Below are 23486 nucleotides of genomic sequence, written 5' to 3' on the forward strand. Positions count from 1 at the left end.
GGCGAAGTGCCTGGACGCCTCGGGCGGGACCTGGGAGGACGGAACCCCCGTGCATCTGTGGACCTGCCACACCGGAGCCAACCAGAAGTGGACCCTGCCCTGACGGAGGGACGACGCAGGCACGCTGCCTGCCGGGTGTCAGCCGCCCAGGGTGAAGAAGTGCAGCGGAGAGTTCGGCTCGAAGCCGATCCGTGGATACACGGGTGCTCCCGCGGCGGTCGCGTGCAGCGTGGCCCGGGCCGGTCCGCCGGCCCGGGCACCCTCGTACAGGGCCTTGCGGGTCACCGCCTCCCCGTATCCCCTGCGCTGCCACCGCGGGTCCGTGGCCACCAGGACGACGAAGAGGCGGCCTTCCGCCTCCACGGTCCCGGCACAGGTCACGGGAACGCCGTCCCGCAGACCCAGATAGGCGTGCACCTCCGTCTTCCACAGCCGGGAGCCGAGGAGACCGTCGCGGCCGGCCTCCAGGGGCATGTCGTAGGCGCGCGAGTTGAGATCGGCGTACGCCCGCAACTGCTCGTCCGTGCCGACCCGCACGAACGTCAGCTCCGGGTGCGCCGGTTCGGGGACCGGCAGCAGGTCACCCGCCATACCCGTGCCCGAGAAGGCGTGCTCCAGGCCGGCCCGCCCGGCCGCCTCCATCAGGCTCGCGCGAGCCCCGTCGTGGAGCAGGTCCTCGAAGACCCACAGGAAACCGGTGTGCTCCTTCGACCGCATGACGTCCGCCGCCTGACCGAGCCGCTTCTCCATGAGGGCCGCGTCCGCCCCGGTCTCGGTGAGCGTGACGCAGTTCCAGAAACCGAACCGGCTCTCCGCCCAGCGCACGGCGAGACCCGGCAGGTCCCGTACGTCCGCGTCCGGACTCCGGTCGAGCACCATGGCACGCCACACCGTGGCGAGCTGCTCCATCGACTCCACCGCGTCAGTGATGCTCCGCGCCACCCGTGCCCCCTTGCTCTTTCGCCGGTACGGGACATGACTGCCCACGCGCGCCGGCGAGGCGCACACTCGCACGGGTGAATCCGGGGGACGGGCGGCCCTCAGGGACGGTCCGGCAGCCGCAGCCACTCCTCCCAGGTCACGTCCCGGCCGATGAAGCGGGGCCGCTCGAAGGGCCAGTCCTCGGCGATCCAGCGCGGCACGAACGCGTCCAGCGCCCGCTCCAGCGCACCGCCCACCTCGTCGTCCACCACCCACCAGGAGATCTCCGCGTCCGCCCCCTCCTTCTCCGGCGGGTCGATGTACACGCAGCCGCGCAGGGCGGTGCGGTCCGGTGTCTCGATCGTGTAGTTGAACGACTCGTGCGCCTCGATCTCCCGGGCGTGCCGCTCGAGATCGGCGAGATTCGCCTCGTACGACATCGTCTCCGACGGCCAGCCCCACGCGGGACCGAAGACCGACCACAGCCTCTCGCGCGACCCCATCACCGTCGGATAGTCGAGCGGCGCGTCGGCACCGCTGATCGGGCGCAGCCGGTGGCCTCCGCCGTCGGGGATGCCGACGTGCAGGGGGTGGACGAAGTCGTGCGGGAGCCAGTTCATGGGCGCGAGCCAACCAGGCCGGACACGGCCGCGCAAAGGGATATGGCCGCCGCCGGCGTCACGGGGTGCGGTGGAGCCGGTCCCGGTCGCCGGCCGCGTGGGGCATGGGCGGCAGGCCCGCGGCGAGGCCCGGCAGCAGGACAGGTTCCAGCCGGACCCGGTCCTGCCTGCCCAGGTAGCCCTCCAGCTCCGCCGGCCGGTAGTCCGTGTCGCGGTCGTAGCGCTCCTTGGCGGGCACCGCCAGGAACTCGTCGCCGTCGGGATCACCGTTGTCGTCCACCGCCCCGCCGAGCGGCCGGTGCAGTGGCCTGGCGAGTCGGTACGCGCCCGTCCGTGAGACGTGCAGGACGCCCGAACCGTCCGGCCGTACGCGGAAGTCGACGCTGCCTTGCGGTGCCATCACCCGGGGCCCGTCCCTGCCGAGCGCGTCGGCGTCGAACTCCAGCCCGTGCCGGCGGGCCTGATCGACCATCCACAGCAGGGCGATGTCGGACAGCCCCGTCTCCTCGTAGCCGCCGCCGACATCGCTGTGCGCCCCGGCGAACCACACCTGCTTCAGCTCCTGGCCCCGAGCGGCGGAACCGGGCCGCCGATGCCACAGGGCCGGCCGGAACGCCGATCGCTGCTCGTCGACGGCCAGGGCGTGGAAGGCCGCCCCGACCCAGTCGCTCAGCTCGGTGTCGTGGAACGCCCAGCGGCGGTTGAAGCGGTTCGCCGCCGGCCGCAGCCACTTCGCGTCGGGCACCGGGATGCCCAGGGCGCCGACGGTGTCCCACACCCCGACGAACCGGATCTCCGTCTCGCGGGCGTAGGAGCGACGGAACAGCGTGGCGGCGGCGCCGTTCGGCTGCTCCATCCGGTCCCGGTACAGGGCCCAGGCCTCCGGGATCCGGTCGGTGTGGTCCCTGCGCAGGATGCCGCTGTTGCGCACCAGCCCCACCAGGCTGCGCGCGGTGAACGCGCCACGGCTGAAGCCGAAGAGGAACAGTTCGTCGTCGGCCTCGTACGTGTCGACGAGGAACCGGTAGGCGTCCACGACGTTCCGGGACAGGCCCGCACCGAAGGCGCCGCCGCGCAGCCGCTCCCGCCGGAGGGTGCCGACACCGCTGTGGTAGTAGACACGCTGTTCCTTCCCGGCGGCGGACCCGGGGAGCACGGACAGGGCGACCTTGGCGACGTTGGTCTTGCTCGGCTGGTCCGCGAAATTCCATGTGCCGTCGCAGCAGACGACGAGACGCTTGGCCATGACCATCCCTCCTCGCGGGAGCGTGGAGCGGCACACAGCACCATTTCCAGGGTCCCACCCTGCGGCACGTCACGCCATGCGAGCACGGCGCGCGGGACGGGGCCGGCGTCAACTCGGCACGGAGCGCCGGCCATTGACGGGGAGGGATGCCGTCCCTAGCATGGCGCCCCGTCATTACATCGATGTAAAACCCGGCTCCCTGCCCCCATGGCCTTCCGGCCGAGATCCGCTCCCGGAAAGGACCCCCCATGCCTTCCAGGCTCCTCCCGCGTCCCGGCGTACGCTTCGGCCTGCTCTTCGCCGCCCTCCTCGGACTCGTCCTGGGTCTCCTGCCCCAGGCCGCCGCACCGGCCACCGCGGCCTCGTCCAAGGCTCCCGGACAGGCGGTCGCCGCCGCCGCGGCCGGCACGTTCCGCAATCCGCTCAACACCGGACCCGACCCGTTCATGACCCACTGGAACGGGAACTACTACCTGACCACGACCCAGGGCAACAGCATCAGGATGTGGCGCTCCCCGTCCCTGGGCACCCTGGCGACGGCCGACCCGGTCACGGTGTGGACGGACTCCGACCCCTCCCGCAACCGCAACATCTGGGCCCCGGAGTTCTACCGCTTCGGTGACCGCTGGTACCTGTACTACACGGCCGACGACGGCGTCGACGACCACCACCGCCTGTACGTCCTGGAGTCGGAGCGCGACGATCCGGCCGGCCCGTACCACTTCAAGGCGAAGCTCGCCCCGCCCAACCACGCGAACGACTTCGCCATCGACGCGGGGATCCTCGAGCTGAACGGCCGGCTCTACCTCGCGTACAGCGGCATCAACCAGTACCAGCACAACGGGCTCAACATCGCGCCGATGTCCAACCCGTACACCGTCTCGGGCAACGCCGTCGCCCTCGACGCCGCGGGGGGCTGCCCCGAGGTGCGGGAAGGACCGGAGTTCCTGTACCGGGGCGGCAGGGTGTGGATGACCTACTCCGCGTGCGACACCGGCAAGCCGGACTACCAGGTCTGGATGATGTCGATGCCGCTGACCGCCGACCCGCTGGTGCCCGGCAACTGGCGGCAGCACCAGGGCGCCGTGTTCTCCCGGGCCGACGACCGGGGCGTGTTCGGGCCGGGCCACCACGCCTTCTTCCGCTCTCCCGACGGCACCGAGGACTGGATCGTCTACCACGCCAAGACCACGTCCCAGAACACCTACAGCAACCGCACCACCCGCGCGCAGAAGTTCACCTGGCGGGCCGACGGCAGCCCCGACTTCGGCCGCCCGTCGGCCATGGGGGCCACCCAGGACCTGCCGTCCGGCGACCCTGGATCCGGCAACTACTGGATCAACGACGACGGCCGCTCCAGCGGCCCCGGCGGTGTCACCTACGGCGGCACCTGGAACTCGGGTACCGGCTGCGCCACCCAGTGCTTCTGGGGCGACGACCACTGGAGCGACCGGGCCGGCGCCACGGCGACCTTCTCCTTCACCGGCACCCGTATCGTCCTGCTGTCCGTCAAGGACACCGGCAACGGCTACGCGGCCGTCAGCGTCGACGGCGGGCCCGAACAGCGGGTGGACTTCCACAATTCGATCCGGATCGGCGAGGCGGTGCAGTACACCAGCCCACGTCTCGCGTACGGCGGCCACACCCTCCGGGTCCGGGTGACGGGGGAGCACAACTCCCAGTCCGGAGCGTCCTTCGTGAGCGTCGACCGGGCCGAGGTCTATGTCAACTGAGGTAGCCCCGGCCGTCGGTGACGCGCACGCGCCGACGGCCGGGGCGGTCGTGCGGGACGAGCACGGCACGGGGCTCCCCGCGCGCCGTGCTCGGCGCGGTACCCGGCGGGTCACATGCCTTGCCGGACTCACTGACCGCGACCTCATCCGCTGTGCCGCCGGTGACGAAGCGGAACGTGGTGCCGCCCGCCATCGACTGCGGTTCCCGCGCGTGCCGGGTGAGCACGAACACCGGCGCGTGGAACGGCGGTTGCTCACCCCGCCGTGGCATGCGGCGAAAAGCGGCCGTGATCACGCCCCGGGGAAACGCGTCCTGATGCGCGAGGTGTTCGAGGTGTGACTGTGGGCCCTCATCAGCTCCTCGGCCTTGTCGCCATGGCCGGCGGCGATGGCCTCGAAGATGGCCCGGTGCTGACGGTAGCGCTCCTCGACGATCTTCGCGTGTCCGCTGCGTACCTGCGACAGGGTGCTGTCGCGTCGCTCCTCCGAACCGAACGCGTCCACCGTGCGGAGCATCTGGACAAGGGTCGCGTTCCCGCTGGCCTCGTCCACGAGGGCGTGGAACTCCGACATGAGGTGCTGGATCCTCAGCACCAGATCCCGCTCCTCGTCCGTTCCGGCGGCCTCGTCGCGCAGTTCGCCGCGCAGTGCGTCCGCCCGGTCCAGGCAGGCGGCCATCTCGCGCCGCTGGGCCGCCGTCGACTTCTCGGCTGCCAGCCGGGCGGACAGCGCCCGGAGCACGTCCTCGATCATCGTGAACTCGCGGAGCTCCTCCTTGCCGAACTGCGCGATCCGCACGGACCGCGGACCCGTCCGCTCCACCAGCCGGTCCTGCTCCAGACGCCGCAGCGCCTCGCGGACGGGAGTCGCGCTGATGCTGAGGGATTCGGCCAGCCCCCGCTCCGTGACCTTCTCCCCGCGCTTCAGCACGCCGGAGACGATCGCTTCACGGATGGCGGCGTACGCCTGATCGCCGAGAGTCACCGGCGAAGAGAGTTGAGGAAGCTGGACCATAACGTGCATGGTATTTGCTACAGCGTCCGGAATCAATCACCGCATCCAGCACCGGAGGACCGGCGGGGACCGTCAGAAAACCGTCAGGTTCGCCGTGGGCGGGCCGTCAACTCCGCCCGGAAGCATCACCGGCGTCAAAGGGCCTCGGCCACCACCCGATGAGGATGTGCGGCCCCCGCACGAGGAGCACGTATGAACGCCGTCGAGGCACCCCGCACCACCGACCACGTCCTCGTGGTCGACGACGATCCCGGCATCCGCCGCCTGCTGATCTCGGCCCTCGGCTTCGCCGGCTTCGACGTCGACGTGGCGGGCGACCTCACCGAAGCCCTGGAACAGGTCGACCGCCGCACCCCCGACGTCGTCGTCCTCGACGTCATGCTGCCCGGCGCCGACGGCTTCGAGATCCTCCAGCTGCTCAGGGCCCGCGCGGTCGACGTCCCGGTCCTCTTCCTCACCGCCCGGGACGCCGTCGAGGACCGGGTGCGGGGACTGCGCCTGGGCGGGGACGACTACGTCACCAAGCCGTTCAGCGTCGTCGAGGTCGGTGCCCGCCTCCAGGCCCTGCTGCGCCGTGCCCGTGGCGGCGCCCCCGCCACGGAGGAGACCGTCAGGCTGAGCTGCGCCGACCTGGAGATCGACGACCCCCGCCACGAGGTCCGCCGAGCGGGCGACCTGGTCGAACTCTCACCCACCGAGTACCGGCTGCTGCACTACCTGCTCACCCACCAGGGCCAGGTCCTCTCCCGCGCCCAGATCCTCGAAGCGGTCTGGCAGTACGACTTCGGCGGCGACACCGTCGTCGTCGAGCGGTTCGTCTCCAACCTCCGCCGCAAGATCGACCACGGCCGCACACCGTTGCTGCACACCGTCCGCGGCGTCGGCTACACCCTCCGGGAACGGGCCGCGAGGTGAGCCCGAAAAGCCGTACCAACTGGTCCCGCTCCAGCGTCCGGCTGCGCCTGCTGGCCGGCCTGGCTGTCCTCCTCGTGTCCGGTCTCACGGCCGGCACCGTCATCAGCGCCTTCCTCCTCGAGGACTTCCTCGACAAGCGTGACGAGAACACCCTCCGAGTGAGCGCCGGCCGGCTCACCGAGGTGATCGCCCGCGGTCCGCAGAGCGCCGACGCCGACCAGTTCGCCGCCCTGCTCGGGCCCCCGCTGGGCATCGTCGCCGTCGACGAGGACAACGAGGTCCTGGAGAGCACGGGGGCCGCGACCTCGGCAGCCGGTGAACTCGCCGAACTCAGCACCGGCGTGCCGCCGGGCCGCATCGTCACCTACGACGGGCACGACGACCGGCACGGCCTCGCGGCCGTCCGGGTCCCGAGCCCCGGACTCACCATCGTCGACCGGACGCCCGGCACCGGGGAGAGAAAACCGGCCGCTCTCATCCTGGCCATCGACACCTCGATCGACGACAGCACCACCCGTGTGCTCGTCGAGCGGCAACTCGCGCTGGTGGGAGCCGCGTTACTGGTGCTGCTGGCGCTCGCGACGCTCGTGCTGCGGCTCGGCATGCGGCCGCTGGCACGCATGGCACGCACCGCCGACGCCATCGCCGAGGGACACCTCAGCGAACGGCTGCCCACGCGCCAGGGCGGCAGCGAGACCGATCTGCTCGCCGAGGCCGTCAACCGCGCCTTCGACGCCCAGGCCCGCGCGGAGGCGACCGTGCGCTCCATGGTCGCCGACACCTCGCACGAACTGCGCACCCCCCTCGCCACGATCTCCGGCTGGCTCGACCTGCACCGGCAGGGCGGCGTCACCGGACCGGGCCTGGAGACCGCGCTCGAGCACATAGAGAACGAGGTCGGGCGCATGCGCCTGCTCGTCGAAGACCTCGCGCTGCTCGCCCGACTGGACGCCGGCCGGCCCGTCGAGCAGGATCCCCTCGACCTCACCGCCCTGGCCGCCGCCGTCGTGGAGGACGCCCAGATCATCTACCCGCGGCGCCGCATCACCATCGCACCCGCGCCGCCCGCCCGCATCGTCGGCGACGCCCACCGGCTGCAACAGGTGGTGCGCAACCTCGTCGGCAACGCGGTCCAGCACACCCCCTTGCGGACGAGCGTCCTGGTGGAGATCACCCACGTACGCGACGACGTGCGGCTGAACGTGGCCGACGACGGCCCCGGCATCGCCGCCCAGGACCTGCCGCGGGTCTTCGAACGCTTCTGGCGGGCCGAGGCCAGCCGCAGCCGCGCCTACGGCGGTTCCGGCCTGGGTCTTGCCATCGTCGAAGCCATCGTCCACGCCCACCAGGGGCACGTGGACGTCGAGTCGGACGTGGGAGTGGGGACGACCGTCACCATCCGGCTGCCACGCGAGCGGGACCGGTCATGACCCACCGTCGTCCTGGCCGGCGGACCCGCCCTCGTCCGCGCGGCCGTGTCGCGGGGGATCGAGGCAAGCGGGCTCTTCGACGTGGTGGCACAGGCCGGCGACACGGCTCGGCTCGGTGCGGGGCTCCCCGCGGGCGTCCGGCCGGACACCGTCCCGCTCGACCGCACCGGCCGGAGCGTCACCGACGTCGCGGAGACCGTCTGAACCCACCCCGGCCGGACCGGGCTTTACCTCGGCGCAACCGGTTGACAGTGACGCTGTAGCAAATACCATTCCTCTTGGGCGTGGCGAGCATCGCACGCCCCGTTCAAGAGGCCGGACGGGCAGCCCGTGACCCGCCCGGAATCCCTGCGGACCTCTCTCACCCACCTGATGTGCTGCGCGTATCGCCGCGCGGGGGTGGTGCATCCCAAGAACCTGTGCCCGGCGTCGCCGGTCGCGCGGCGCGGAAAGCTGCCCGGCTCTCCGTCCGACGAGCTATAGCAAATAGTGGAGGATCGACGATGATCTCGCTGTCGAAGGCAAGCGCTCTGGCCGCTGCCTGCGCGGTCGCTCTGACCGCCTGCGGAGGTTCCTCCGGCGGGGGAGCGTCGGCGACCCCTACGGCGTCGGTCGACGTGGGCAGGGCGTCGTCCGTCACGCCCCTCGACGCGGCGACGGTCGACCGGGCCGGGAAGCAGGGGTCGGTGCTCCTGTACACCAACGCGGACGCCGACCAGATGGCGCCGATCGCCAAGGCCTTCGAGGCGAAGTACGCCGGGATCAAGCTGCGCGTGCTGAACATGAACGACCCGCAGACGTTCCAGCGCTACGCCACGGAGACGGCCACCGGTGTGCGCACGGCGGACGTCGTCATGGCCACGGACGCCGTCGGGATGCTGAACTTCGTCGGCGACGGCCATGTGCTCGACTACACCGACCCCAACCTCGCGAACCTTCCCGAGTACGCCCGGCTCGCCCCGGGCGTCGTCGCCATGTCCGAGGATCCGCTGGTCGCCGTCTACAACACCGCGCTCATCCCCGAGGACAAGCAGCCGGAAGACCTCGCCTCCCTCGCGAAGCTCTCCCGGTCGATCAAGGGCAAGGTCGGCACCACGGACATCGGCAATCCGCAGTCCTTCGGCGCCGTCAGCAGCTACGTCACCGAGCACGGCGACGCGGGCTGGAAGAACATCGAGGCCCTCGGCCCCCACACCGGGGTCGAGTCCGGCAACGGCAACCTGATGCAGAAGCTCGCCCAGGGCGAGTACCAGGCGGCCTACTTCGTCGCCGGATCGGTCCGTGCGCTGATCGAGGGCGACGACGCGGCGAAGATCCTCAACTACACGTACCTGACGGACGGCACACCGCTGCTGCCCCGCGCCGTCGCGGTGACCAGGAAGGCCAGCTCACCCGACGCCGGCAAGCTGTTCGTGAACTTCCTGCTGTCGGTCGAGGGACAGGAGGCCGCCTGCGAGGGCGGATTCACCCCGTACCGCGACGGAGTGGAGTGCGCCTACGGACTTCCCGCCGTCGAAGCGGTCGTCGGCGCCGACAACCTGATGCTCGGCGGCTACCCGAAGGACATCGTCGAGAACAAGGACGCGATCGTCGCCCGCTGGAAGAAGGCGTTCGGCCGGTGACCGCCACCCCACTGCGGCCGTACAGCCCCCCACCACCCGTGAAACCCCGCCGGCGGCCGCTGTCCACCAACGCGAGCCACTACGTCCTGTGGGCGCTCGCCCTGCTGGTCATCGTCGGCCCCATCGTGCCCGTCGTCGCCGCCTCCCTGTGGTCCACACCGCTGTACGAGTCGGGCGGCCACTTCACCCGGGACAACTTCGACGCGCTGTTCACCGACGGCGGTTGGTGGACGGCGGTCGGCAACTCGGTCCTGTTCGCCGCGCTGAACACCGCCGGATCCATCGTCGTGGGGGTCGCCTGCGCGGTCCTGCTCACCCGCACGGACCTGCCGGGGCGGCGCACCCTGACCACGCTGCTGCTGGTGCCGATCGCGCTGCCCGGACTGGTGCTGATCATCGGCTGGGCAGCCATGTGGACGCCGGCCGGGTTCGCGTCCTCGTGGCTGGAGACCCACACCTTCCTGAGCATGCCGGTCGACCTCTACAGCATCCCCGGCATGGCCATGGTCGGCATGACGGTGGCCTCACCCACGGTGTTCCTGCTGTGCCGCGGCACCCTGCTCTCGATCGACCCCGCCCTGGAGGACGCCGCCCGCACCCTGGGCGCGGGTCCGCTGCGCAGTCTGCTCTCCGTCAGCCTCCCGCTGATGCGGCCCGCGATCACCAACGCGGCCCTGCTGGTCTTCGCCCTGTCGATGGAGGTCCTCGGCCTTCCCCTCGTCCTCGGCTTCTCCAGCGAGATCAGCCTGATCTCCACCTACCTCTACGACCACTGGACCAACGACTCCCAGCAGGGCCTGGTCTCGGCCGGTGCCGTGTTCCTTCTCGTGGCCGTCTCCGCGCTGCTGGTCCTGCGCAACCGACTGGTGGGCGACACCGCCCGGTTCACCACCACCACCGGTAAACCCGCCGGCGTCCGCGTACTGCGGCTCGGGCCGGTGCGCTGGCTGATGAGCGGCGTACTGGCCCTGTTCCTGGCCGTGTTCGTCGTCGTACCGCTGGCCGGAGTGGTGCTCGCCGCGTTCACCTCCATCCTCTCGCCCTTCATCTCGCCCTGGAGCGTGCTGACGCTGGACAACTTCTCCGCCGTCTTCGACAACCCGCTCTACACCGACTCCATCGTCAACAGCCTGCTCATCGCCGGCGTCGGCGGCGCCCTGACCACCCTGGTCATCGCCGTGCTCTCGGTCGTCGCGCACCGCTCGCGGTTCCGGTTCCGCGGCTCGCTGCAGCAGGGCATGCTGTGGCCGCGCATGATGCCCGCCCTGGTCACCGGCATGGCGTTCTTCTGGAGCTTCGCCCTGCTGGACAGGTCCGGGGCGATCCGGGCGAGTCTGTGGGGGATCGGCATCGCCTTCGCCGTGCGCAGCCTCGCCCTCGGCTACAGCGCCTTCTACCCGGCACTCGCCGGCATCGGCGCCGACCTGGACCATGCCGCCCGCACCTCAGGTGCCTCCTGGTGGACGGCCATGCGCACGGTCGTACTCCGCCTCGTCGCACCCGCGATGGGCGCCTCCTTCGTGCTGCTGTTCGTCGCCATGCTGGGCGACGCCGAACCGGCCGTCTTCCTCGTCACCGACGAGACGCCCGTACTCGGGCTCACCATGCTGCAACTGGCAGCGACAAGCATCGGCGGGAGTGTCGCCGCGTTGGGAGTGATCCAGATGGTCATCACGCTGGTCGTACTGGGCGCGGGCCGCGCCCTGCTGGGGGTGCGTCCGCGTGCCTGACCTCCACCTGAACGGCCTCACCAAGAAGTTCGGCCGGCACACCGCGCTGCACGAACTGTCGCTGACCGTCCACGACGGTGAGATCTTCACCCTGCTGGGCCCCAGCGGCTGCGGGAAGTCGACCACGCTGTGGTCCGTCGCCGGGCTGCACCGGCCGGACTCGGGCAGCATCGCCTTCGGTGACCGCGTCGTCTTCGACCACGGCCGCATCGACACCGAGCCGGAGCACCGCAACTGCGGTGTGGTGTTCCAGTCGTACGCCATCTGGCCGCACCTGTCGGTCGCCGCCAACGTCGGCTACCCCCTCAAGCTCCGCAGGACACCGAAGGCGCAGCGCGAGCGGCGGGTGCGGGAGGTCCTCGACCTGGTGGAACTGGGGGACCACGCCGGGGCGTACCCCCATCAGCTCTCCGGCGGGCAGCAGCAACGGGTCGCCCTGGCCCGCGCGCTGGCCCACCCGCCCGACATGCTGCTGCTGGACGAGCCGTTCTCCAACCTGGACGCCAAACTCCGCGACCGCTCACGCCAGTGGCTGAAGAACCTCCAGTCCCAGGTCGGCGTCACCACCGTCTTCGTCACCCACGACCAGGACGAGGCCCTGTCGGTCAGCGACCGTGTCGCCGTCATGAACCGGGGCCGGGTGCACCAGGTCGGCACCCCCGACGAGATCTACGACCGTCCCGCCGACCTGTTCGTCGCCGACTTCGTCGGCACCGCCAACATCCTCACCGCCACCATCACCGAGGCAGACGGCAGCCACGCCCTGATCCGCGTCGACGGTCTCGGCCGGCCGCTGCGCGTCCCGCACACCGGCACGCACCTGGGCGGCGCACGCGTCTGTATCCGGCCCGAGAACATCGACATCCACCGCCCCGGCGCCGCCGGCAGCACACCACCGGACGCGCTGACCGTCACGGTGGAGAACCGGGCCTACCTGGGCGACCACTACCGCTACACCGTCCGCGTCGGCGCCACCCCGGTCACGGTCACCACCACCCGCCCCGTCGCCGACGGCGAACTCACCATCAGCCTCCCTCCGGAGGACATCCGTGTCTTCCCGCAGGAGACCCCCATGGACGTCCCCGAGGACGCCCCTTCGCACGAGGAGAACCCGCATGCCTCCGTCCACTGACCCCGCCCCGCAGGTCCGGGTCCTGTCACCCAGCGGCATGCTCGGCGCCGGGTTCGCCCCGGAGACCATCGAGTACGGCCTGACCCTGAACCCCGACGTCATCGCGATCGACGGCGGCTCCACCGACTCCGGCCCGTACTACCTCGGCGCCGGCGTCGCCAAGACCACCGCGGCCGCCGTCCGCCGGGACCTCGACATCCTGCTGCGGGCCGCCGCCGGCGCCGGCATCCCTCTGCTGGTGGGCTCCTGCGGCACCAGCGGCACCGACTCCGGCGTCGACTGGGTCGCCGGAATCGCCGAGAGCGTCATGGCCGAGGCCGGCCTCGATCTGCGGATCGCCCGCGTCTACAGCGAGCAGGACCCCGCCTTCCTCAAGGAGGAGCTCGGCGCCGGCCGCATCCGGCCGCTGGCCCCGCACGGACCGCTGGAACCCGACACCCTGGAGAGCTGCGCGCACATCGTCGGCATGATGGGCCACGAACCCTTCGCCGACGCCATCGAAGCGGGCGCCCAGGTGGTCCTGGCCGGACGGGCCACCGACACCGCCCTCGCCGCCGCCGTCCCGCTGATGCGCGGCATGCCGGCCGGTCCCGCCTGGCACGCCGCCAAGGTCGTCGAGTGCGGCGGCCAGTGCACCACCGACCCGCGGGCCGGCGGTGTCCTGGCCACCATCGACGCCGGCGGCTTCGTCATCGAACCCCTCGACCCGGCCAACGTCTGCACCCCCGCGTCCGTCGCGGCCCACATGCTCTACGAGACGGCCAACCCCTTCCGCATGCGCGAACCGGCCGGCACCCTCGACGTCTCCGACGCCACCTACACCGCCCTGGACCACCGCCGCGTACGGGTGGAGGGCTCACGCTTCGAGCCCGCCGCCCAGCACACCATCAAGCTGGAGGGTGCCCGCGTCACCGGCTACGAGACCGTCTCCTTCACCGGTATCCGCGACCCCTACATCACCGCGCACATCGACCGCTGGGCCGCACTCCTGCGCACCCTCGTCACCGACCGGGTCCGCCAGACCCTCGGTCTGAGCGACGACGACTACGCCCTGGACATCCGCCTCTACGGCCACAACGCGATCCTCGAGGCCGGCGACCCGGACACCACCCCGCCCCGTGAGGTCGGCGTCATGCTCCTGGTCAACGCCCCCTCCCAGGCCACCGCCACGGCCATCGCCAAGGTCGCCAACCCGCTGATGCTGCACCTGCCGCTGCCCGAGATGCAGTATCTGCCGAGCTTCGCCTTCGCCACCTCCCCGGCGGAGACCGAGCGCGGGCCCGCCTACGAGTTCGTCCTCAACCACGCCGTCGACGTGGACTCACCCACCGGCATGTTCCGCACCCACCACGCCCACGAGGACACCCATGTCTGACCGCACCCCCGCCCCGTCCGTCCTCGGTGACCTCGCGATCGAGGTGCGGTCCAAGAACGCCGGACCCTTCTGGGTCACCATGGAGACGTTCATGAAGGACAGCGCCGGTTACGCCATCGCCGCCGACGACACCTTCCTCAACGAGCAGGTGATCGCCGACCTCTACGGAGTCGACGCCGCCCAGGTCCAGTTCTTCCGCATTCCCTCGCTGAACGTCGTGAAGATCTCCTTCCCGCGCCCCGTCACCCAGGCCGGCGTCCGCGACCGCGACATCCACGCCGGCCAGCACCACGTACCCCTGGCCACCCTCGAGCTGCCGCGGACGTGACGACGGACTCCGCGAAGCACGGCACGCCCCGACGTGATCGGCGCCGCCCACAGCCACTCGGTGTGCGGCAAGGCCCTGTCCGCCACCACCCAGCGACTCGAACCCCTCACCCAGGACGTGTGCGCCTTCTACGAAGACCACGGCGTCCACGAGGACTACTCAGGGGTGGCCGACGACCCCGAGGAGGGCCGCCGCATCGCCGGGGCGCTGGGGGTTCGAGCCGGCGGGCTGGTTCCAGTTCCAGCCCTGTTCGAACAGATCTCGCGCACCGACCCCGACCTCTTCGACTAGGCCCTGTCCGGCGGATCATGTGACTGTCGGACCTTTGGCTCGTTGTTCCCGTCATGGGGCGGGGCGATCTGACGAACGCGGAGTGGGTCCGGCTGGCGCCGCATCTGCCGGTGCCGGGACAGCGTGGCGGACGTTGGAACGATCACCGCCAGGTGATCAACGGGATCCTGTTCCGTGTCCGAACGGGCATACCGTGGCGGGACCTTCCTGAGCGTTTCGGCAGCTGGAAGACCGTCTATGAACGACACCGGCGCTGGTCGGCGGACGGCACGTGGGACCGGATCCTGCGTGCCGTCCAGGCCGACGCCGACCTGGCGGGCCGGATCGACTGGAGCATGGTCAGCGTCGACTCGACGTCCTGCCGTGCCCATCAGCACGCGGCCGGGGCACGCAAGAAGAAGCCACGCGTCCCGAAAAAAGGACGACGCCCCGGCACCACCGCCCCGACGAGGGACTCGGACGGTCCCGGGGCGGCCTGACCTGCAAGATCCACCTTGTCGGCGAAGGGGGATGCCGCCCGCTGGCCTTCCTGGTCACGCCGGGCCAGTGGGGTGACGCACCGCAGATGATCGAGGTCCTGGAGCGAATCCGGGTGCCGCGCCCGCAGGGCGGACGGCCGCGAACACGGCCCGACCACCTCGGTGGCGACAAGGCATACAGCTCACGCCGCAATCGCCGCTACCTGCGAAGGCGCCAGATCAAGCACACCATTCCCGAACCAAAGGACCAGCGGGCCAACCGCAAACGGCGTGGCAGCAAGGGCGGCCGGCCCACCGGCTTCGACAGCGAGATCTACAAACGCCGCAACGAGGTCGAGCGGACAATCAACCGGCTCAAGAACGCGCGGGCCGTCGCGACCCGTTACGACAAGCGGGCCTATGTCTTCCACGGGACCGTCACCGCAGCAACCATCCGCCTATGGCTTCGCCCATGATCCGGAGGACGGGATGGGCGCCCTGATCCGAGGCGGAAACGCTCAGCGCGCGTCGAATGCCGCCTGCAACGCGTCCTCTGTGGGAGCTATGACAACCGCGTTTCCCTGAAGCTCCGCAGGAAGATGACGACGCTCCTTCTCGTCGAAGATCAGTGCCCCACCGTCCTGGGGGACGATTGAGGCTCCGAGGGCTTCCGCCAGCCCGGCGAGCACGCCGAGCATCGCGCCACGGGCAAAGTGCGTCGCCGTCACGCACGGCATCCCACTTTCGCCGTGGGACTCGTGGTACAGGTCGGCTTCGCCCCCGTCCTTTGCGCGGAGCTGGGAGAAGCCCTCCTCCAGGCCACCCGCCACCACGTACGGCTCCGTCACATGCCGAAACTGTTCGGCATCCAACGCGACAACCTCGCCGTCTACGAACCGGAGCAGGAAGATGCTGTAGCTCACAGACACACTCTGCCATCGCCATGATCCGCCGGACAGTGCCTAGCGCCGGACAAGTGCCGGGGGGCCGCCGACCCGGTCGGCGGCCCCCCGGCCGTCGGTGTGCGGGACTGCCCGTCAGGTGACGGCGAAACGGGCCCGGCCCTGGAGCGCGGCCACGAGTTCGGCGGCGCCGGCCAGACCGGCGGCCCGGCGGGTCTGCGCGGTCTGACCCGCGAGATGGGAGTAGACGGTGATCCCCTCGACACCCCGCAGGGGACTCTCCGCCGGGAGCGGTTCCGACACCACCACATCGAGCGCCGCCCCCGCGATGGTGCCGTTCCGTACGGCGTCCGCGAGCGCCCGCTCGTCGACGACGGCTCCCCGGGCGGTGTTGACCAGCACGGCCGTCGGCTTCATGCGCGCGAAGGCGGAGGCGTCGAACATGCCCCGGCTCCGGTCGGTGAGCGCCGTATGGACCGAGACGTAGTCGGACACGGCCAGCAGCTCGGTGAAGGGCACGAAACGCACCGGGCCCTCATCGCGCAGGCCCGCGGGGACACCCGTCGTGCACACGACGTCCATCCCGAACGCCCGGGCGAGCGGCACCACGGCACGGGCGGCCGCGCCATAGCCGACCAGCCCGAGGGTCGCTCCCCGCAGCTCCCGACCGTCACCGCGGGGCCAGCCGCCCGCGGCCACGCCCACGGCGCTCTCGACGAGCCGGCGCGCCGCGGCGAGCAGCAGCCCCATCGTGTACTCGGCCACCGCGCCCGCGTTGATGCCGGGCAGGTTGCTCACACTGATCCCGAGCCGGGCCGCCGCCCCGACGTCGACGGAGTCGTAGCCGACGCCGGTGCGCACCACGACGCGCAACTCCGGTGCCCGGCCGAGGACATCGGCGGTCATCGGGTCGTGTCCGATGAGCGCCGCCTCCACTCCGGCGAGCGCTGCCACGAGCTCCTCCGGACCGTGCCGCCCGGCCATCGGCGCGTGGTGGGTCGTCAGACCCGCCGCGACGAGATAGGCGTCCGCCTCGTCGCCGGGGCGCAGATAGTCGGTCGTGACCAGGACCCGCGGCACGCTCATCCCTCCTTCCGGTGCTGCCCGGACGTGATGTGTTCGGCGATCGCCGCACCCAGCGCCGCCGTCGTCGCCGTGCCGCCGAGGTCGGGCGTCAGCACGTCCGGCCGCCGCTCCAGGACCGACTCGACGGCGGCGAGGACCCCTGCCGCGGCCGCCGTCTCGCCGAGGTGCTCCAGCATCATCGCCCCGCTCCAGATCTGCCCGACCGGGTTGGCGATGCCGCGTCCCGCGATGTCCGGCGCCGACCCGTGCACCGGCTCGAACAGGCTCGGGTGCTCGCGCTCGGGGTTGATGTTGGCGCTGGGCGCGACACCGATGGTGCCGGTGCAGGCCGGGCCCAGGTCGGAGAGGATGTCGCCGAACAGATTGCTGGCCACCACGACGTCGTAACGCTCGGGCTGGAGCACGAACTTGGCCGCCAGGATGTCGATGTGGTCCTTGTCCGCGGTCACATGGGGATACCGCAGTGCCATCTCGGCCGCGCGCTCGTCCCAGTAGGGCATGGAGATCGAGATACCGTTGCTCTTGGTGGCCCACGTCAGATGCCGCTCCGGGCGGGAGCCGGCGAGCTCGAACGCGTAACGCAGCACCCGGTCGACGCCCGTGCGGGTCATCACGGTCTCCTGGAGCACCGTCTCCCGCTCGGTGCCCTCGAAGATGCGCCCGCCGATGCTGGAGTACTCGCCCTCGGTGTTCTCCCGCACCACGTAGAAGTCGATGTCCCCGGGCCCGTGGTCACGCAGCGGACCGCGCACCCCGCGCAGCAGCCGGACCGGCCGCAGATTGACGTACTGGTCGAACCCGCGCCGCAGCTGCAGCAGACTGCCCCACAGCGACACATGGTCCGGCACGGCCTCCGGCCACCCCACGGCACCGAAGAAGATCGCGTCGAAGCCGCCCAGCACCTCACGCCAGTCCTTCGGCATCATCTCGCCGTGCCGCAGCCAGTACTCGGCGCTGGCGAAGCCGAACTCCTCCACGTCGAGGACGAAGCCGTAGGCGTCGGCCGCGGCGCGCAGACACCGCAGTCCTTCGGGTACGACCTCCTTGCCGATGCCGTCTCCGGGCAGGGCGGCGATACGGTAACGCTGTGACACGACTGCTGCTCCTCGCTCTGCTCGCCGAGCACACCGGCACACCCGGTGGCCTGTGCGGACTCCCACTGTCGACCGCTGGGTGAGCCGCCACAACGAGTCACCGGGCAACATGGGTTTTCCCTGGCGGAAAGCCCTGCGAGAGGCGGGCACGGCATGAACACGTCGATCGACGACCTGCGGTTCTTCCAGGCCGTGGCGGCCAGCGAGACGCTCACGGCGGCGGCGCGCCGGCTCGGCAGCTCGCTGCCGGTGGTCAGCAAGCGGCTCAGCGCGCTCGAGCGGCGCCTCGACGTCCGTCTCGTCCAGCGGGGCACCCGCAGGCTGGTACTCACCTCGGAGGGCACGCTGTACGCGCGCGGGCTCGACTCGATCCTCGCCCGGCTGCGGGAGCTCGAGGACATCGTCACCGAGGGCTCCGGGGAGCTGCGGGGCTCGCTCGTCGTCCAGGCGACCCTCGGTCTGGGCCGCGACCATGTCGCCCCGCTCGTCGCACAGTTCGCGGCGCGGCACCCGCACCTCGAGGTGCAGTTGCACACATCTGCGCTGCCCCTGCGGCCGCACCGGCGGGAGTTCGACGTGGCCGTGCACGTCGGCAGCCCGTCCGACTCCTCCCTGCGGATGCGCCGGCTGGCGGAGAACCGCCGCGTGCCGTGCGCGGCGCCGTCGTACCTCGAACGGCGCGGCACACCCGAGCGGGTCGAGGACCTCGCGCACCACGACTGCATCGTGCTGCGCGAGAACGAGGGGGACTACGCGCTCTGGCGGTTCGGGGAGGGAGGTGACGTCCGTCAGGTGCGGGTGCGCGGCTCCCTGTCGAGCAACGACGGAGGCATCGTGACCGACTGGGCACTGCAGGGCAGAGGGGTGATCATGCGCTCCGAGTGGCATGTCCGGCCCCATGTCGAGAGCGGCGAGCTGGTCCGGGTCCTGCCCCGTGTCCCCACACCCGCGGCCGATGTGTACGCCCTGTACGAGGACGACGGACACGTCCCGCGCCGGGTGACCGAGCTGATCGAACACCTCGCCGCGGGGCTGCCGGGCCGACTGGGGGTCAATTAGACAGCCCGTCCGCGCCGCCTCTACCTCCTGGGCACCGCGCTCGCCGGAGCCGCCGGCCTGCTCGGCACCCTCGCCCCCGGACTGTGGATGCTGGTGGCCTCCCGCGTCCTCCTCGGCCTCGGTACGTCGGCGGCGTACCCGGCGTCGATGTCGTTGCTGCGGTCCGAAGCCGAACGCACGGGCCGGCACAGCCCCGCCGGCGTGCTCGCCACGCTGTCGATCTGCAACCAGGTCGTCTCCGTGACCGGACCCGCCCTCGGCGGCCTGCTGATCGGCGCCGGCGGCTGGCGGCTGACCTTCGCCGTCAACGTACCGCTGTCCCTCGCCTGTCTCGTCCTCGGAGCGCGAAGACTGCCCCGCACCCCCCTCACCGGCGTCCCGAGGACGCGCACCGACGTCGCGGGCATGCTGCTCTGCGCCGCCGCCCTGACCGCGTTCGTCCTCTTCCTGATGCGGCCGGCCACCGGACACTGGTATCTGCCGGTGCTCGGGCTGGCGGCGGGCGCGCTCTTCGCCCGCCGGGAACTGAACGCCCGCGAACCGTTCATCGACCTGCGCGTTTTCGGCGGCAACGCCCCACCGCTCGCCGCCTACGGCCGCCAACTCCTCGCGTACACGACGTCGTACGCCTTTCTGTACGGCTTCGGCCAGTGGCTCCAGGAAGGCCGGGGCCTGAGCGCACCGGAGGCCGGCCTGCTGATGCTGCCGATACCGGTGACCGCCGTCGCCGTCACCGCGCTCACCGGCCGCCGCTCGCGTCCGCGCATCAACCTCGTCGCCGGCGCGCTAGTCCAACTCCTCTGCTGCGGCACGCTGTTGCTCCTGCACGCGGACAGTCCGGCGTGGCCGCTCGTCCTGATCGCCGCAATGGCCGGCATCCCGCAGGGCCTCATCGGACTGGCCAACCAGAACGCCTTGTACGCGCAGGCGGACCCGGCCCGCATGGGGTCCTCGGCCGGATTGCTGCGCACCTCGATGTACCTGGGCGCGCTGCTCGCGGCCTCGGCCAACGCCCTCGTCTTCCCGACGGGCGCGACAAGCACGGGACTTCACGACCTGGCCGCGCTGCTGCTCGGCGTGGCCGCCGCCTTCCTGCTGGTGTGCACGGCCGACCGCTCCCTGAGCCGTCCCTGAAGGCTGTCGTCCGGATCTTGCCGGGGCCGCCGACCGGGCGCCGCCGCCTGGAGCCGGCCCGGTCCGAACGACACCCCCTAGCGTTCCGCCCCGGTGAAGCGGTCCAGTCCCAGCACGGCGAGCAGCTGCAGCTTCTCGTGGCCCTCGGTGCGCGGCGGAGCCGTGAGCACCAGCAGGGTCTGGGACTGGTCCTCCGTGAACAGTGCCTGGCAGTCCAGTTCGATCGGGCCGAGTTCCGGATGGACGAGCGTCTTGTGGTCCTCGAAGCGCTGCGCCACCTCGTGCCGCGCCCACAGCTCGGCGAACTCCTCACTCGCCCTCTGCAGTGTCCGTACGAGCTCACCGGCCCGCGAGCGCGGACCCCGCAGCCCATGGGCGGCACGCAGGTTCGCGACCTGGGCGCGGCTCTGCCGGTCCCGGTCGGCCTCCGGATAGATCAGCCGGTCCGCCGGATCGGTGAACCAGCGGTAGATCGCGCTGCGCGCCGGCCCGGTGTGCCGCGACGCGTCCCCGAACAGGGCGGCGGCCATCCGGTTCTGCACCAGCGTCTCGCCCAGGTCGGTCAGGATCAGCGCCGGGGTGTCGTCGAGCCGGTCCAGCACCCGCAGCAGCGCCGGTGCGACATGCGGGGACGCCGACAGCGACGCCGGCGCGTTGTGCCCGGCCACCCGGTACAGATAGTCGCGCTCGTCACCCGTCAGCCGCAGCGCCCGGGCGAGCGAGGCCAGCATCTGCTCACTGGGCTGCGGCCCGCGCCGCTGCTCCAGCCGCGTGTAGTAGTCGGTCGACATCACGGCGAGCGAGGCGACCTCCTCACGCCGCAGACCCTGGGTCCGGCGGCGGGCGCCGGTGGGAAGGCCGAGGTCCTCCGGCCGCAGCGCCTCGCGGCGGCGGCGCAGGAAGTCGGCCAGAGCTGTACGGTCCATACGGTCGATTATCGACCGGCGCGGGTGGCGCAGCCAGGGATCGCCGATCCCCCGACAACCGGTCTCTGCCCCCGCCGCGGGGGAGTGGCGACGATCGGTGCATGAACATCTCCGGAAACACCGTCTTCATCCCCGGCTCCACCAGCGGCATCGGCCTCGCCCTCGCCCTGGAACTGAAGGCCAGGGGCAACACCGTCGTCGTCGGCGGCCGGCGCACCGAACTGCTGGAACGGATCGCCGCCGAACACCCCGGCATCGACACCGTACGCATCGACACCACCGACGCCGCGAGCATCACCGCCGCCGCACAGCAGGTCCTCGCCGACCACCCCGACCTCAACGTCCTCGTCACCATGGCCGGTGTGATGCACGTCGAGGACTGGCGCGACCCCGCGTCGTTCCTCGCCACCGCCGAGGCCACGGTGACGACGAACGTCCTCGGACCGATCCGCCTCATCGCCGCGTTCGTCGAACATCTGCGGGGTCGGCCCGACGCCACCCTCATGACCGTCTCCTCCGGCCTGGCGTTCGCCCCCCTCAAGGCCACGCCGAGCTACAACGCGTCGAAGGCGGCGATCCACATGCTCAGCGAATCCGTCCGGCTGCAGCTCGCCGGCACCTCCGTGAAGGTCGTGGAACTCGTACCGCCGTCCGTGCGCACCGCGCTGCTGCCCGGCCAGGAGACCAACGAACTCGCCATGCCCCTCGACGAGTTCGTCGAGGAGGCCGTCGGCCTCCTCGAAACCCGGCCCGACGCCGAGGAGATCCAGGTCGAGCGGGTGAAGTTCCTGCGCTACGGCGAGGCACGCGGGGACTACGACCAGGTCGTCGCGACGCTCAACGGCGCCGACCCGCACGGCAAGTAGTCCGCCTGGAAGCGCCCGTGACGGGTTGTCAGTGCCGCGCCGTACGCTGCCGGAGGCAGGTGCGGTTCCGACAGCCGAGGGGGTTCACCGTGCGCAGGCCGGTCGCGGGCGAGGTGCATGTGCACTACGGTCAGATCTACGTCGAGAGCGACCCGGACGGTTTCGGCCCCGGCCTCGCGGAGGCGTTCGCCGGACAGGGCGCCGGGCTGTGCGGGGCGGCGGTACCCGGCGCGCTGTGGCTGACCACCGGGCTGCACACGGGCGACGTCGGCTTCACCGTCGAGGTGCACGATCAGGCCCCTCCGCCGGACCCCGCGTGGGAGGACGCCGTGGAGGCGTCCTTCCGCCCCCTCTCGGCGAGCAGCTCTCTCGTGCAATGGGCGGGCGAGGCCGCGTGGCCGCTGGGGCTGGAGGAGACCGACTACCGGGTGCGCTACTGCGCGAAGGGCATGGACGCGGGACACCGTGAGGACACGCGGCTGAGCGAGGAACCCCGGCTGGACGAGTACCTCCTGCAGTTCTGGCCCGCCCCGCCCGCACCGGACCGCATCCTCAGACAGACCTCCCGGATCGCGGCGTACTGGCACGATCACGCCCGCCGGCAGCCGCCCCCTCCGACCCCTGCCGAGCGCGCCGAGGCCGAGCTGCGGGCCCGTCTGGCGGAGGAGCGGGCGGCGGAGGAGCGCCGCATCGCCCTTGAGCAGCGGCAGTGGGGCGGCCGGTCGCCCAGCCCGGCCCTGCGCGACGTCGGCGGCAATGTGCGCGGACTGGTCGCCTTCGCCCCCGGCCTGGTCCACGCCATCGACGCCGCAGGGCCCGAGGCCCAGCGTGCGACCGCCCTGCTGGCCGCGCGCCTCGCCTGCGAGACGGCAGGTCTCACGGAGGTCGGCTGGATCGCCGAAGGCCTCACCGCGCTGATCGAGGGACGTCCGCTGCCACCGCCCTTCGACGACACCGAGGAGATGTGGCGGACCCTGGCATCCGACCCCGACGTCCCCGTTCGGACCGTCGCCCGAGCCGTCCCGCCCCGCCTGCCCCCGCTGCTTCCGCCGTCCCGCCCCGACGGCCCGACCCCGGCCGCCCGCCTGGCCGCCCGCACCGGCACCCCGGCACCCCGCCCCCGCCCCCGCCCCCGCGAGGAAGTCCCGGCCCCCGCGCCGAGGTCATACCCCCGAGGCGAGGCCGCGGCCCCCGAGTCCGGGCCGGCCGCCCGTGCCGGAGCTTCGGACCCCGCGCCCCACCCCCACGCCCGTGACGAGACCCCCGCGCCCGGCCTTCGGGCACCCGCACCGATCGTGGGGCCCGCGGCCCGCGCGGGGGAGTGGCGCAGTGCGTCCTGTCCATCGGTGTCGCGGTCCGGCGAGGGGTCGTCGTACGCCGTTTTCGTCACGCAGGGCGAGCCCGACCCCTTCCTGCGGATGTCCCAGCCGCACATGGCCCTCCCCGCCCTCCTCGGCGCCGCCGAACCCGACCCGCTGCGGGCCGCCCTCGACGCGGTGTTCGCGGCCGTCGCCGCCTACGGCGAGGACCACCCCGCCCTCCTGCGGGAGATCCGGTCCGCCCTCCCGGAACCGTCGTAGCCACCGCCCGGTCGCCGCCGGGCT

23 protein-coding genes and 2 pseudogenes are annotated in these 23486 nt (G+C 71.6%); 16 read left to right on the top strand and 9 right to left on the bottom strand.

Features of this window, described 5'->3' with window-relative positions; translation table 11 throughout:
* A partial coding sequence (locus IF28_RS38895) for an RICIN domain-containing protein (RefSeq protein WP_158713725.1) occupies positions 1-103 on the top strand: 103 nt, incomplete at its 5' end.
* 35 nt (positions 104-138) lie between these two features.
* On the opposite strand, the gene IF28_RS0129910 is transcribed toward IF28_RS38895, so the two are convergent.
* The 3 genes from IF28_RS0129910 to IF28_RS0129920 form a co-directional block, all read right to left on the bottom strand.
* Positions 139-909, bottom strand: a complete 771-nt coding sequence (locus tag IF28_RS0129910; protein WP_030226691.1) for a GNAT family N-acetyltransferase — start codon at positions 907-909, stop codon at positions 139-141.
* A 131-nt stretch (positions 910-1040) separates the two neighbouring features.
* Positions 1041-1541: a hypothetical protein gene (locus tag IF28_RS0129915; protein WP_030226692.1), complete on the bottom strand. Its 501-nt coding sequence runs from the start codon at positions 1539-1541 to the stop codon at positions 1041-1043.
* Between the two features lie 58 nt (positions 1542-1599).
* Positions 1600-2787, bottom strand: coding sequence for a DUF2235 domain-containing protein (locus IF28_RS0129920; RefSeq protein ID WP_051713941.1), 1188 nt, complete (start codon positions 2785-2787; stop codon positions 1600-1602).
* Positions 2788-3035: 248 nt separating this feature from the next.
* Here IF28_RS0129920 and IF28_RS0129925 point away from each other — a divergent pair, with 248 nt between their 5' ends.
* Positions 3036-4520, top strand: a complete 1485-nt coding sequence (locus IF28_RS0129925; RefSeq protein ID WP_030226695.1) for a family 43 glycosylhydrolase — start codon at positions 3036-3038, stop codon at positions 4518-4520.
* Between the two features lie 154 nt (positions 4521-4674).
* Here IF28_RS0129925 and IF28_RS38225 read toward each other — a convergent pair.
* Both IF28_RS38225 and IF28_RS0129935 read right to left on the bottom strand, forming a co-directional pair.
* A pseudogene (locus IF28_RS38225) lies at positions 4675-4779 on the bottom strand (riboflavin biosynthesis protein RibD); the annotation flags it as partial.
* 32 nt (positions 4780-4811) lie between these two features.
* Positions 4812-5534, bottom strand: a complete 723-nt coding sequence (locus IF28_RS0129935) for a GntR family transcriptional regulator (protein ID WP_030226701.1) — start codon at positions 5532-5534, stop codon at positions 4812-4814.
* A gap of 192 nt (positions 5535-5726) precedes the next feature.
* Between IF28_RS0129935 and IF28_RS0129940 the strand changes: the two genes are divergently transcribed.
* The 10 genes from IF28_RS0129940 to IF28_RS38230 all read left to right on the top strand — a co-directional run bounded on the left by IF28_RS0129940 (position 5727) and on the right by IF28_RS38230 (position 15291).
* Entirely contained in the window at positions 5727-6449 is a 723-nt protein-coding gene (locus IF28_RS0129940; protein WP_030226703.1) for a response regulator transcription factor, read from the top strand.
* Entirely contained in the window at positions 6446-7879 is a 1434-nt protein-coding gene (locus IF28_RS0129945; protein ID WP_051713927.1) for a sensor histidine kinase, read from the top strand. The genes IF28_RS0129940 and IF28_RS0129945 overlap by 4 nt, the downstream gene beginning before the upstream one ends.
* A 45-nt stretch (positions 7880-7924) precedes the next feature.
* The gene (locus tag IF28_RS39300) at positions 7925-8083 is read left to right on the top strand and encodes a hypothetical protein (RefSeq protein WP_158713726.1); all 159 of its coding nucleotides are present in this window, start codon (positions 7925-7927) and stop codon (positions 8081-8083) included.
* A gap of 299 nt (positions 8084-8382) precedes the next feature.
* Positions 8383-9501 (top strand): ABC transporter substrate-binding protein, encoded by a 1119-nt coding sequence (locus IF28_RS0129955; RefSeq protein WP_030226710.1) that lies wholly within the window; start codon positions 8383-8385, stop codon positions 9499-9501.
* Positions 9498-11231: an ABC transporter permease gene (locus IF28_RS0129960; protein ID WP_030226718.1), complete on the top strand. Its 1734-nt coding sequence runs from the start codon at positions 9498-9500 to the stop codon at positions 11229-11231. Before IF28_RS0129955 ends, IF28_RS0129960 begins: the two co-directional genes overlap by 4 nt.
* Complete coding sequence (locus IF28_RS0129965) at positions 11224-12363, top strand: ABC transporter ATP-binding protein (RefSeq protein ID WP_037894296.1); 1140 nt, start codon at positions 11224-11226, stop codon at positions 12361-12363. The genes IF28_RS0129960 and IF28_RS0129965 overlap by 8 nt, the downstream gene beginning before the upstream one ends.
* On the top strand, positions 12347-13738 hold the full coding sequence (locus IF28_RS0129970) for an acyclic terpene utilization AtuA family protein (RefSeq protein ID WP_030226725.1): 1392 nt from the start codon (positions 12347-12349) through the stop codon (positions 13736-13738). Before IF28_RS0129965 ends, IF28_RS0129970 begins: the two co-directional genes overlap by 17 nt.
* A complete protein-coding gene (locus tag IF28_RS0129975; protein ID WP_030226728.1) occupies positions 13731-14066 on the top strand; it encodes a DUF4387 domain-containing protein in 336 nt (111 codons plus the stop codon). The genes IF28_RS0129970 and IF28_RS0129975 overlap by 8 nt, the downstream gene beginning before the upstream one ends.
* A 33-nt stretch (positions 14067-14099) precedes the next feature.
* Positions 14100-14357: a class II aldolase/adducin family protein gene (locus IF28_RS0129980; protein WP_030226731.1), complete on the top strand. Its 258-nt coding sequence runs from the start codon at positions 14100-14102 to the stop codon at positions 14355-14357.
* Positions 14358-14410: 53 nt separating this feature from the next.
* Positions 14411-15291, top strand: a protein-coding gene (locus IF28_RS38230) for an IS5 family transposase (RefSeq protein WP_106982169.1) whose coding sequence is annotated in 2 segments (ribosomal slippage) — positions 14411-14771 and positions 14771-15291 — 882 coding nt in all. Because the reading frame shifts where the segments join, the coding sequence is not laid out codon by codon here.
* A 42-nt stretch (positions 15292-15333) separates the two neighbouring features.
* Here IF28_RS38230 and IF28_RS0129995 read toward each other — a convergent pair.
* The 3 genes from IF28_RS0129995 to IF28_RS0130005 form a co-directional block, all read right to left on the bottom strand.
* Positions 15334-15738 carry a hypothetical protein gene (locus tag IF28_RS0129995; RefSeq protein ID WP_030226734.1) on the bottom strand — a complete coding sequence of 135 codons (405 nt, stop codon included), beginning with the start codon at positions 15736-15738 and terminating at the stop codon, positions 15334-15336.
* A 114-nt stretch (positions 15739-15852) separates the two neighbouring features.
* Positions 15853-16803 (bottom strand): NAD(P)-dependent oxidoreductase, encoded by a 951-nt coding sequence (locus IF28_RS0130000; RefSeq protein ID WP_234325378.1) that lies wholly within the window; start codon positions 16801-16803, stop codon positions 15853-15855.
* Positions 16800-17897: a tartrate dehydrogenase gene (locus IF28_RS0130005; protein WP_030226741.1), complete on the bottom strand. Its 1098-nt coding sequence runs from the start codon at positions 17895-17897 to the stop codon at positions 16800-16802. Before IF28_RS0130005 ends, IF28_RS0130000 begins: the two co-directional genes overlap by 4 nt.
* 153 nt (positions 17898-18050) lie before the next feature.
* Between IF28_RS0130005 and IF28_RS40035 the strand changes: the two genes are divergently transcribed.
* Positions 18051-18956: a LysR family transcriptional regulator gene (locus IF28_RS40035; RefSeq protein WP_030226745.1), complete on the top strand. Its 906-nt coding sequence runs from the start codon at positions 18051-18053 to the stop codon at positions 18954-18956.
* A gap of 21 nt (positions 18957-18977) precedes the next feature.
* A pseudogene (locus IF28_RS0130015) lies at positions 18978-20090 on the top strand (MFS transporter); the annotation flags it as partial.
* Between the two features lie 77 nt (positions 20091-20167).
* On the opposite strand, the gene IF28_RS0130020 reads toward IF28_RS0130015, so the two are convergent.
* Complete coding sequence (locus tag IF28_RS0130020; protein ID WP_030226750.1) at positions 20168-21016, bottom strand: helix-turn-helix transcriptional regulator; 849 nt, start codon at positions 21014-21016, stop codon at positions 20168-20170.
* 101 nt (positions 21017-21117) lie between these two features.
* On the opposite strand from IF28_RS0130020, the gene IF28_RS0130025 reads away from it, so the two are divergent.
* Complete coding sequence (locus IF28_RS0130025) at positions 21118-21882, top strand: SDR family oxidoreductase (protein ID WP_030226752.1); 765 nt, start codon at positions 21118-21120, stop codon at positions 21880-21882.
* 89 nt (positions 21883-21971) lie between these two features.
* A complete protein-coding gene (locus tag IF28_RS0130030; protein WP_030226755.1) occupies positions 21972-23462 on the top strand; it encodes a hypothetical protein in 1491 nt (496 codons plus the stop codon).
* Positions 23463-23486: the final 24 nt, after the last annotated feature.

The organism is Streptomyces sp. NRRL WC-3626, from assembly GCF_000718785.1.
Taxonomy (GTDB): domain Bacteria; phylum Actinomycetota; class Actinomycetes; order Streptomycetales; family Streptomycetaceae; genus Streptomyces; species Streptomyces edwardsiae.

Coding starts and splice junctions, on each gene's coding strand:
- IF28_RS0130025 (WP_030226752.1), top strand. CDS start 21,118: ATGAACATCTCCGGAAACACCGTCTTCATCCCCGGCTCCACCAGCGGC.
- IF28_RS0129910 (WP_030226691.1), bottom strand. CDS start 909: ATGGAGCAGCTCGCCACGGTGTGGCGTGCCATGGTGCTCGACCGGAGT.
- IF28_RS0130000 (WP_234325378.1), bottom strand. CDS start 16,803: ATGAGCGTGCCGCGGGTCCTGGTCACGACCGACTATCTGCGCCCCGGC.
- IF28_RS0129915 (WP_030226692.1), bottom strand. CDS start 1,541: ATGAACTGGCTCCCGCACGACTTCGTCCACCCCCTGCACGTCGGCATC.
- IF28_RS0129975 (WP_030226728.1), top strand. CDS start 13,731: ATGTCTGACCGCACCCCCGCCCCGTCCGTCCTCGGTGACCTCGCGATC.
- IF28_RS0129920 (WP_051713941.1), bottom strand. CDS start 2,787: ATGGCCAAGCGTCTCGTCGTCTGCTGCGACGGCACATGGAATTTCGCG.
- IF28_RS40035 (WP_030226745.1), top strand. CDS start 18,051: ATGAACACGTCGATCGACGACCTGCGGTTCTTCCAGGCCGTGGCGGCC.
- IF28_RS0129935 (WP_030226701.1), bottom strand. CDS start 5,534: ATGGTCCAGCTTCCTCAACTCTCTTCGCCGGTGACTCTCGGCGATCAG.
- IF28_RS0129955 (WP_030226710.1), top strand. CDS start 8,383: ATGATCTCGCTGTCGAAGGCAAGCGCTCTGGCCGCTGCCTGCGCGGTC.
- IF28_RS0129970 (WP_030226725.1), top strand. CDS start 12,347: ATGCCTCCGTCCACTGACCCCGCCCCGCAGGTCCGGGTCCTGTCACCC.
- IF28_RS0129940 (WP_030226703.1), top strand. CDS start 5,727: ATGAACGCCGTCGAGGCACCCCGCACCACCGACCACGTCCTCGTGGTC.
- IF28_RS0130020 (WP_030226750.1), bottom strand. CDS start 21,016: ATGGACCGTACAGCTCTGGCCGACTTCCTGCGCCGCCGCCGCGAGGCG.
- IF28_RS0129925 (WP_030226695.1), top strand. CDS start 3,036: ATGCCTTCCAGGCTCCTCCCGCGTCCCGGCGTACGCTTCGGCCTGCTC.